Source organism: Corallococcus sp. CA053C, assembly GCF_003611675.1.
GTDB lineage: Bacteria > Myxococcota > Myxococcia > Myxococcales > Myxococcaceae > Corallococcus.
On the sequence record NZ_RAWA01000064.1, the window covers coordinates 24,809 to 31,432 of the forward strand.

Sequence of the window (6,624 nt, forward strand, 5' to 3'; positions counted from 1 at the left end):
CGTCTTTTCGCCCGCCTGCCCTCCGTGGTTCCGGTTGCCCACAGGCATATCGCCTGATATCGATAATGCAAATCACTATCGACAAGAGAGAGCGCATGAGCGGTGGGTCGGAGCGCGTGGGTCGCCGGGGGCCGTTCCCGGTGAAGTTGCGGCTGCTGGAGGTCCTGCGGGTGACGCGGCTGACGCCGCACATGGTGCGGGTGACGCTGGGCGGTCCGGAGCTGGAGGGCTTCAGCACGCCGGGCGCGGACGACCACGTGAAGGTCTTCTTCGCGGAGCCGGGGGCGAAGCGTCCGAACATGCCCGTGGTGGGCCCGAACGGGCTGGCCATGCCGGAGGGGGTCGCGAAGCCCGCGTCGCGCGACTACACGCCGCGCCGCTTCGATGCGAAGGCGGGCGAGCTCGACATCGACTTCGTGCTGCACGGTGAAGGCCCCGCGTCGCGGTGGGCCGAGCGCACGAAGCCCGGCGACTTCCTGGGCATTGGCGGCCCGCGCAGCACCCATGACGTGGCGGACGACTTCGACTGGTACCTGCTCGCGGGCGACCAGAGCGCGCTGCCGGCCATTGCCCGCCGCCTGGAGGAGCTGCCGGCGGGGGCTCGCGCTTTCGCGTTCATCGAGGTGGCGAACGCGTCGGAGGAGCAGCGCATCAACAGCCGGGCGGACGTGACGCTCACCTGGCTGCACCGGGGAAGCGCGGAGGCGGGGACCACGAATCACTTGGAGCAGGCGCTGCGGAGCTGGACCCAGCCCCCCGGGGAGGGGTTCGTGTGGGTGGCCGGCGAAGCGACGTCGCTCAAGCGCATCCGGGAACACCTGGTGGCCGAACGGGGTCTGAACAAGGAGTGGATGCGCGTGACGGGCTACTGGAAGCGCGGCACCGCAGAGCACCACGATTCCAAGGGGTAGGCAGGGAAGGGGGCGTGCCCTCCTTTGACTTGCCGTGCCTACTTGTGGGAAGCACGCCCCGCTGCCTTCCGTTAGGCCTGACTGAACGATGTCCGAGCCCACCGCCACAGTTCTTCCCGTCACCGAGCCCCTGCCGGCGCCGACGCCCGCCAAGCTGGTCGACGTGGCCAGCCTGTCCCGTGAGAAGCTCGCGCTGTTCCTGAGCGAGCAGCTGGGCGAGCGGCCGTTTCGCGCCTCCCAGCTCTACCGGTGGATCCACCAGCGCGGGGCCACGTCCTTCGAGGAGATGACGGACCTCTCCAAGGGCCTGCGCGAGAAGCTCAAGGCCCAGGCGGAGATCGTCCCGCTGGAGAAGGACCTGGAGCAGCGCAGCGTCGACGGCACCATCAAGTACCGCTTCAAGACGCGCGACGGCCGCTTCATCGAATCCGTCTACATGCCCTCGGAGGACCGCAAGACGCTCTGCGTGTCCACCCAGGTGGGCTGCGCGATGGCGTGCACCTTCTGCATGACGGGCACGTTGGGGCTCAAGCGCAACCTGACGGCGGGAGAGATCGTCGCCCAGGTGCACGCGGTGAACCGCGAGGTGCGGCGCAACGAGTCCCTGGAGACGCTCCGGCCGCTCACGAACCTGGTGTTCATGGGCATGGGCGAGCCGCTGCACAACTTCGAAAATCTCAAGACGGCGCTCGCCATCCTCCAGTCCGAGGAGGGGCCCAACTTCAGCCACCGGCACATCACGGTGTCCACCGTGGGCCTGGTGCCGATGATTGAACGCTTCGGCCTGGAGACGGACGTCAAGCTGGCCATCTCGCTCAACGCCAGCACGGACGAGCAGCGCAGCAAGACGATGCCCGTGAACCGCAAGTGGAACATCGCCGCGCTGCTGGACGCGTGCCGCAAGTTCCCGCTGCGCCAGGGCCGGCGCATCACCTTCGAGTACGTGCTGCTCAAGGGGTTCAACGACAGCGACGAGGACGCGCACCGGCTGAAGGAGCTCCTGCGCGACATCCCGGCGAAGGTGAACCTGATCCCGTACAACGAGAACCCGGGCCTGGGGTTCCAGACCACCGGGGAGGAGCGGGCGGAGGAGTTCCGCGCCATCCTCTCCGAGGCGCACGTCGCGGCCTACATCCGCAGGAACCGGGGCCGGGACATCGCCGGCGCCTGTGGGCAGCTCGCCAACCGGGGCGAAGCGACCGCGGAAGCCCCGACGTGACATAAGCACCCGAGCTTCCTTGACAATCCCGATGTAGGGGCGCTAAGAGCGCCCCCCTCCGCCTGTTGTAGTTGAAGTCACCTGTTCGCTGGAGATTTCCATGGCCGTTGTCCTCCGTCTTGCCCGCGCGGGCGCCAAGAAGATGCCGTACTACCACGTGGTTGCCACCGACTCGCGCAGCCCGCGCGACGGCAAGTTCCTGGAGCAGGTCGGCTCCTACGACCCCAACCACAGCCCGCCGAAGGTGCAGTTCAACGAGGACCGGCTGAACCACTGGCTCAAGAGCGGCGCGCTGCCCTCGGAGACCGTCGCGGACCTGATCAAGACGGCGAAGAAGCAGGCCCCGGCGACCACGGTCTGAGCTCGCCCCCGTCTGGACAAGACGTGGAGCCGCTGCTCACGTATCTGGCGAAGGCCCTGGTCGATTCACCGGACCAGGTCGCCCTGCGCATCTCCGAGGCGGATGGCGGCCAGCTCTATGAGCTGAAGGTCGCCCCCGAGGACGTCGGCAAGGTCATTGGCCGTGATGGGCGCACCGTGAATGCCCTCCGGACTCTGCTCAATGTCGCCGCCCAGAAGCAGGGCCAGAAGGTCCGCCTGGAGATTCTCGATGATCGGCGCGCCCCGGGTTCCCCGCCGGCGACGCCTGCTCCGGACGCTGCCCGGTGAACACGTCGCCGTGTCTGGAGCTGGGCTACGTGGCCCGTGCGCATGGCCTCAAGGGCGAGGTGGCGGTCCGCAGCTTCGACCCCGCCTCGGAGACCATCAGCACCCTGGATCGCGTCCGCCTGCGTCTGCGCTCCGGTGAGGAGCGCGAGATGGTGGTGGAGTCCTACCGCCCCGCGAACAAGGAAGACCTGCTGGGCTTCGAGGGCGTGCACACCCGCGCCGCCGCCGAAGCGCTGGTGGGCTCGAAGGTGCTCGTCTACCGCGAGGACCTGGAGCCGCCCGAGGAGGGCGAGTTCTTCCAGGGCGACCTCGTGGGGCTTGCCGCCGTGGACGAGCAGGGCGCGGCGCTGGGCACGGTGGAGGAGGTCTGGGCCACCGGCGAGGTGCCGAACCTGGTCATCCGCACGCCCGGCCGTCCCGAGCTCGTGGTGCCCTTCGCGGACGAGTTCGTTCCGTCGGTGGACATCGCCGCGGGTCGCATCGTGATCCGTCCCCCCGAATACCTGGAGGTCGAGGGGCGCGACGACGGAGACGCGGGGTGAGCTACCCCGTGGAGATCCTCACGCTGTTCCCGGGGATGATCTCTGGCTACCTGGGGGCGAGCATCCTCGGGAAGGCGCAGGAGAAGGGGCTGCTCTCCGTCACGCTCTCCGACGTGCGGGAGTACGCCGTGGGCAAGCACCACGTCACGGACGACTCGCCCTACGGCGGCGGCGCCGGGATGGTGATGAAGCCCGAACCGCTGGTGGCCGCCATCGAGGCCGCGCGGGCCCACCTGCCGGGCGCGAAGGTGCTGCTGATGAGCCCTCGCGGGCCCGTCTTCACCCAGGCCACGGCGCGCGAGCTGGTGCGGCACGAGGCCGGGCTGATCCTCGTCTGCGGCCGCTACGAAGGCGTGGACGAGCGGGTGATGCCGTTCCTGGACGGCGAGCTGTCGCTGGGCGACTTCGTCCTCACCGGCGGTGAGATCGCCGCCATGGCCGTGGTGGACGCGGTGGCGCGGCTGGTGCCGGGCGTCCTGGGCAACGTGGCGTCGTCGGTGGCGGAGAGCTTCGAGGAGGGCCTGCTCGAGTACCCGCACTACACCCGGCCGCCTGTCTTCCGGGGGGTCGAGGTGCCAGCCGTCCTCCAGTCCGGCGATCACGCCAGGATCGCACGCTGGCGGCGCTGGAAGGCCATCAAGCTCACCCAGGAGCGCCGGCCGGATCTGTTTTCGCGCCTGGAGTTCGGGAAGGCGGATCAGAAACTGCTCGCCAGGGGTGAGGAAGAGTTGTAACCCTGCGCGACCTCGCGGAACCCTACGAAGCGGGCTTGTCCGACACGGCCGTCTCTGCTAGTACGGCCCGCTCTTTCCACGCGTCCTACGCGTCAAGTTCCGCTTTTTGGAGTCGTCATGCGCCGCAGCCTCATTCAGCACGTCGAAAACAAGTTCCTGCGCCAGGACCTCACCCAGTTCCGTACGGGTGATTCCGTTCGCGTCCACTGGAAGGTCAAGGAAGGCGAGAAGGAGCGCGTGCAGGCCTTCGAGGGCGTGGTCATCCGGAAGACCAAGGGCACCAACCGCGCCACGTTCACCGTGCGCAAGATGTCCTTCGGCGTCGGCGTGGAGCGCATCTTCCCGCTGCACAGCCCCCGCTACGAGAAGATCGAGGTCCTCACCCGCGGTGACGTGAACCGCAAGCGCCTCTTCTACCTCCGCGACCTGAAGGGCAAGGCCTCTCGCGTCGACGTGCAGGTGGATCCGGAGCGCGCCGCGAAGAAGGCCGCCAAGGTCGCTGCCGCAGCCGCCGCCCAGGGCTAGTAGGTCCCCAGAAACCCTCTCGCGGCCTTCATGGCCGCGTGCGAGAAGGAGCGTCCGCCACTGGACGCTCCTTTTTTCGTTCGGGCTAGACTGCGCGCGCCATGCACTTCGTCGAGGTTGCCATCCAAAACGTCCGCGGGTTCTCGCCCGGCGGCCGTTTCCCGTTGAAGACCGGGTACCTCATCCTCAAGCCGCCGACGGCGGACGTATTGCCGTTGGCGGGGCTGTCGCTGTCGCTGCTGTACTCGGATGGCCGGGGCGGGGACGCAAGCTTCGTGGGTTCGGGCGGGCGCTCCGGCAAGGCCGCGCTGACGTTCGTGGGCCAGGACGGGATGACGTACCGGGTGCTGCGCGAGCTGGGCGGTTCGGGGTCGCTGCACCGGCTCAACCCCACCACCAGCCAGCCGGAGCTGATGTCCTCGGACACGGGGGAGATCAACCAGTACCTGCGCGGCCAGGCGGGTCTGCCGCCGCGCACCACCTTCGAGCAGGTGTACTGCCTCCAACTGGTGATGCTGCCCTCGCGCCGGCCCCGCAAGGCCTCGGCCAAGGCAGCCGCCGCCGCGAAGGCGTCTGGTAGCACGCCGTCGCTCGCGAACGCCAGCGCGGTGCAGCCCGCGGCGGACATCCCCGCGGCCGAGGCGAAGGTGAAGGCGCTGGAGAAGGAGCTCGTCGTCTCGCGCGAGGTGGATCAGCTCCAGTTCAAGGTGGACGAGCTGTCGTCGCTCATCTTCGAGGCCGACTCGAAGCTCAAGGGCGGCGAGGGGCTCAAGACGGCCATCGTGGAAGCGGAGGCCGCCTGGCGCGCGGCGCCCACGCCGGAGTCCTTGGGCCTGCCGCAGGACATCCTCTCGCGCGTGAAGCGGCACCCGAAGGCGGTGGCGCGGCGGGATGAAGCGCTGGCGCGGCTGGAGACGGACCGCGACGCGGAGGAGGAGGACGCGGTGGTCTACGTCCCGCCGCTCACCAAGAACCGCTACTTCTGGGGCGGCCTGGGGTCCGGCGTGCTCTTCCTGGGCGTCAGCGTGGGCCTGGGCTTCACCGTGGGCCCGATGTGGCGCTACCTGGCGCTGCTCAACATCCCGGCCTTTGGAACGGCCGCGCTGATGGCGCTGCGCTACGTGGATGACCTGCAGAAGGCCACGCGCAAGGGCACCAAGGACAACCGCAAGGGCGCACGGGAGAAGAAGATCCTCGACGAGTTCGAGCTCGAGGACGCGCCGGTGCGCATGGCCCTCAAGGCCCTGAACGTGGAGACGCTCGACGAGATCCCCCCCGCGCTGGAGCGCAAGGATCTGCTCGGCATCCGCCTGGGGGAGCTGCAGACGCAGCTGGAGGAGTTCGAGGCGTCCCCCGACTTCCAGGACGCCCAGCGCCAGGCGCAGGACCTGCGCGCGGAGCAGGAGACGCTCAACGCGGAGCTCACCGCCAAGGGCACCTACGTGCGCGACCTGCGCGAGGTGGAGCGGGAGCTGGGCCGCCTCAAGGAGTCCATCGCGCTGGCCAAGGCGCCACCGGCCCCGGTCGTCGTGGGCGGCGTGGCGACCGCGGCCCCGGTGGATCCGCTGGAGGATCCGTCACCGCTGGTGCTGGCGCAGGCCGCGGACGTGCTCACGTCCGACCTGCTGTCGGTGCAGGCGCTGCTGAAGGACCGCTGCGTGCAGTACCTCACCGCGCTCACCGACCGGCGCTACCAGGGCGTGGAGTGGGACCGCGACGGCAACGCCTTCGCGCTCACGCCCAACAGCCGCATCCCCGTGGGCGAGCTGCCCCCCAAGGACCTGGACCTCTACTACCTGGCGCTGCGCATGACGGTGGTGGAGAAGACCTGCGCCCGGGTGAAGCGGCCCTTCCTGCTGGACGACGTGCTGACTGGCGTGGACGAGGCGAAGCTGCCGCTCGTGGCGCGCATGCTCAAGCACCTGGGCACGATGACGCAGGTGCTGCACGTCACCGCCCACCCCGGCTTCGCCCAGATGTCGGACGGCACCGTTAACGTCTAGCCGCTGCCAGGAAGGCCTGGG

General features: G+C 69.1%; 8 protein-coding genes. All 8 read left to right on the forward strand.

Going from position 1 to position 6,624, the window contains the following annotated elements; genetic code table 11:
* The first annotated feature begins 95 nt into the window (after positions 1-95).
* The 8 genes from D7V97_RS11770 (at position 96) to D7V97_RS11805 (ending at position 6,603) form a co-directional block, all read left to right on the forward strand.
* On the forward strand, positions 96-911 hold the full coding sequence (locus D7V97_RS11770) for a siderophore-interacting protein (RefSeq protein ID WP_120610709.1): 816 nt from the start codon (positions 96-98) through the stop codon (positions 909-911).
* 88 nt (positions 912-999) lie between these two features.
* Entirely contained in the window at positions 1,000-2,130 is a 1,131-nt protein-coding gene (gene rlmN, locus D7V97_RS11775; protein WP_120610710.1) for a 23S rRNA (adenine(2503)-C(2))-methyltransferase RlmN, read from the forward strand.
* Between the two features lie 100 nt (positions 2,131-2,230).
* Positions 2,231-2,491 carry a 30S ribosomal protein S16 gene (rpsP, locus tag D7V97_RS11780; RefSeq protein ID WP_120610711.1) on the forward strand — a complete coding sequence of 87 codons (261 nt, stop codon included), beginning with the start codon at positions 2,231-2,233 and terminating at the stop codon, positions 2,489-2,491.
* 23 nt (positions 2,492-2,514) lie between these two features.
* Positions 2,515-2,799: a KH domain-containing protein gene (locus D7V97_RS11785; RefSeq protein ID WP_120610712.1), complete on the forward strand. Its 285-nt coding sequence runs from the start codon at positions 2,515-2,517 to the stop codon at positions 2,797-2,799.
* The gene (gene rimM, locus D7V97_RS11790; RefSeq protein WP_120610713.1) at positions 2,796-3,341 is read left to right on the forward strand and encodes a ribosome maturation factor RimM; all 546 of its coding nucleotides are present in this window, start codon (positions 2,796-2,798) and stop codon (positions 3,339-3,341) included. Before D7V97_RS11785 ends, rimM begins: the two co-directional genes overlap by 4 nt.
* A complete protein-coding gene (gene trmD / locus D7V97_RS11795) occupies positions 3,338-4,075 on the forward strand; it encodes a tRNA (guanosine(37)-N1)-methyltransferase TrmD (protein ID WP_120610714.1) in 738 nt (245 codons plus the stop codon). Before rimM ends, trmD begins: the two co-directional genes overlap by 4 nt.
* Positions 4,076-4,192: 117 nt before the next feature.
* Positions 4,193-4,600 (forward strand): 50S ribosomal protein L19, encoded by a 408-nt coding sequence (rplS, locus tag D7V97_RS11800; RefSeq protein ID WP_120610715.1) that lies wholly within the window; start codon positions 4,193-4,195, stop codon positions 4,598-4,600.
* Between the two features lie 101 nt (positions 4,601-4,701).
* A complete protein-coding gene (locus D7V97_RS11805) occupies positions 4,702-6,603 on the forward strand; it encodes an ATP-binding protein (RefSeq protein WP_120610716.1) in 1,902 nt (633 codons plus the stop codon).
* Positions 6,604-6,624: the final 21 nt, after the last annotated feature.

Excerpts from the sequence above, each read along its gene's own strand:
- rpsP (WP_120610711.1), top strand. The coding sequence starts at position 2,231 with ATGGCCGTTGTCCTCCGTCTTGCCCGCGCGGGCGCCAAGAAGATGCCG.
- rlmN (WP_120610710.1), top strand. The coding sequence starts at position 1,000 with ATGTCCGAGCCCACCGCCACAGTTCTTCCCGTCACCGAGCCCCTGCCG.
- D7V97_RS11805 (WP_120610716.1), top strand. The coding sequence starts at position 4,702 with ATGCACTTCGTCGAGGTTGCCATCCAAAACGTCCGCGGGTTCTCGCCC.
- rplS (WP_120610715.1), top strand. The coding sequence starts at position 4,193 with ATGCGCCGCAGCCTCATTCAGCACGTCGAAAACAAGTTCCTGCGCCAG.
- D7V97_RS11770 (WP_120610709.1), top strand. The coding sequence starts at position 96 with ATGAGCGGTGGGTCGGAGCGCGTGGGTCGCCGGGGGCCGTTCCCGGTG.